Annotated in this window: 2 protein-coding genes; one reads left to right on the top strand and one right to left on the bottom strand. The window is 60.0% G+C overall.

Annotated features, from left to right (window positions below; all coding sequences use genetic code 11):
• Window positions 1-280 precede the first annotated feature (280 nt).
• Window positions 281-1,675: an IS1380 family transposase gene (locus VE128_00065; protein HZD83951.1), complete on the top strand. Its 1,395-nt coding sequence runs from the start codon at window positions 281-283 to the stop codon at window positions 1,673-1,675.
• A 352-nt stretch (window positions 1,676-2,027) separates the two neighbouring features.
• Here the strand turns inward: VE128_00065 and VE128_00070 are convergent.
• Window positions 2,028-2,525: EmrB/QacA family drug resistance transporter (locus tag VE128_00070; GenBank protein HZD83952.1), on the bottom strand; the 498-nt coding region annotated here is incomplete at its 5' end.

Consider the following 2,525-nt stretch of genomic DNA (forward strand, 5'->3'; position numbering starts at 1 on the left):
CAGCCGCCCGGATACCGGATGCCACGAATGGGGGTTCCCATGGGATGGCCCGGGCAAGCGGTTATCGGTATCGCAATGCATGTGGCGCGCATTCAGCTTACAGCTGGGTCGGTGGGAGACCTTCAAGCTGTCAACGGATCCGGTGTTATCGCTCAAGTGCGTGATGTCGTTGGCATTACCTCTAGCCGCGATTTCTCATACGCGGGCGGTGCATCGGGGCTGAGAATCTGAGAAAGTCGTTGTGCAGCAACAGTTTCTCCACGATCCCAGGTGTGCCCCGATGCAGACAGAGTGTACGGCGAAGTTGTTGGAATTTGAAGCGGTTGAACGGCGTTCGGTGGTGGCCGGTTTCGATGGTGGGAACATTACCTCGAATGCAGGGGCGCTGCTGCTGGGCCAGGTTGACCGAGACCTTGGGCTGGTGCGTCGCTTCGCCGACTGCTTCATCGATCGGCGCGACCCACGCTATGTCGAGCATCAGGTCGACACGCTGGTGGGACAGCGCATCTTCGGCCTGGCGTTGGGATATGAGGATCTCAACGATCATGACGAACTGCGCAAGGACCCAACCTTTGCAGTGCTGGCGGGCAAGTTGAGCCCGGTGCTGCGGAGTGACTGTGAGGCGTTGGCTGGCAAGAGTACGCTCAATCGCCTGGAGCACACGCCCCGGCGCCATGCGTCGAAGTATCACAAGATCGATTGCGACGGAGCGCAGGTCGATGCGCTGCTGGTCGATCTGTTCCTCGAAGCGCATGCGCGTGTGCCGCGCGAGATCGTGCTGGATCTCGATAATACCGACATCCCATTGCACGGAGCGCAGGAAGGCCGGTTCTTCCATGGCTATTACGACGAGTACTGCTACCTGCCGCTCTATGTGTTCTGTGGCCGACACCTGCTGCTGGCCCGCCAGCGGCGTGCGAATGTCGCGGGCAGCGATGGCGCGGTCGAGGAGATGGCGCGCATCATTGCGCAGATCCGCCAACGCTGGCCGCGGGTGCATATCATCCTGCGCGCCGACAGCGGCTTCTCCAACGACGAACTGATGGCATGGTGCGAGGCGAACCGCGTCGACTTCGTGTTTGGCCTGGCGCGCAATCGCCGCCTGGAGGGAGCACTGGTCGATCAACTTGCCGAGGCCAAACGCCTATGCATCGCCTCGGGCCAGCCGGCGCGCGTGTTCCGCGACTTCCAGTATCGCACCATCGACAGCTGGAGCGGCACCCGCCGCGTCGTTGCCAAGGCCGAGCATACGCTGGAGGGCGCCAATCCTCGCTTTGTCGTCACCTCCCTCAAGCGCACCCGCCTCGCCTACGATGCGCGCGCCCTCTATGAGGACCTCTATTGCGCCCGCGGCGAAGCCGAGAACCGCATCGGCGAGCAGTTCGAACTGTTCGCCGATCGCGCCTCGTCGGCCACCATGCAGGCCAATCAGCTCCGCATGTGGTTCTCGGCCATGGCATATGTTCTCGTTGACACTCTGCGCCGTGTCGGTCTGCGCTTTACTCAATTCGCCGATGCCGCCGTCGCGACCATTCGTCTCAAGCTGCTCAAGCTCGGAGCGCAGGTGCGCACCAGCGTGCGCCGCATCCACTTCGCCATCACCTCGGCATGTCCAAACAAGGACGAGTTCGAGCTCGCCTACCTCTACCTTCAGCGCGCTTTCAGTTTGCCTTGAGCAACAGGGCGCACTGAAAACTCCAGGCTCTGCTCTCTGATTTGCCGACGCGCGCCCTGAGGGACTCGCATTACGGGAAGCTTGAGGTTACCGCTCGCGCATTCGGCGAACGTCGTAACATAGCCAGCCAACCCGATCGTACACACCACTAAAATGCCCGATAACAGCCATCTTCACAGACCCAACTTACTCGCGTTTGAGATATTGAGGCTAGCCGTTATCGAAAGAGCTCGCAGGTCTACCAGCTTAAGGTTTAGCGCCAGAACCCGCCTACTACTTAGGCGAGTTCTTGGTCTCTGGATCGTGGCAACCAATGCAATGTCTTGTCAGGTGACGTTACGTCGCGCAGAGATTAAGTGGGCAGTGAGTTCGCTCTTGGAGGCAAGCGCATCATCAGAAGGAGTAGCCACGCCGGCAATGTGGTAATGATCAGCAACACATAAATGTCCGCATACGCGACAATCTGCGCCTGCTCGTTGATGAGCCGATCCAGCAATGCCGCGCCGTGCCCTGTGGATGGATGAAGCCATTGACGGATCGGCCCGACCACCTGCAAGGCCCGATTGAACGGAGTGACCGACGCGCCAATTAGCTCATGCATCGCCTGAGTGCTGCGCGCCAGCATCGACGCCGCAACAGACACACCTATCGCCGCACCCAAGTTGCGCAGCAAACTAAATAGCGCCGCGCCCTCCGTTCGCATCGACGGATCCAGTGTGACAAACGCCAGCACCTGGATCGGGGTGAACAAAAGCCCCATCGCAGCGCCCTGTATTACAATGGCGATGATAATTTCTCGTACCGATACGTCGGGCGTCCAGCCAGTCATCAACCAGTAAGTGTAGCTGAG

This window comes from Candidatus Angelobacter sp. (genome assembly GCA_035643775.1).
Classification (GTDB): Bacteria; Bacteroidota; Bacteroidia; order Flavobacteriales; family Blattabacteriaceae; genus DASQPV01.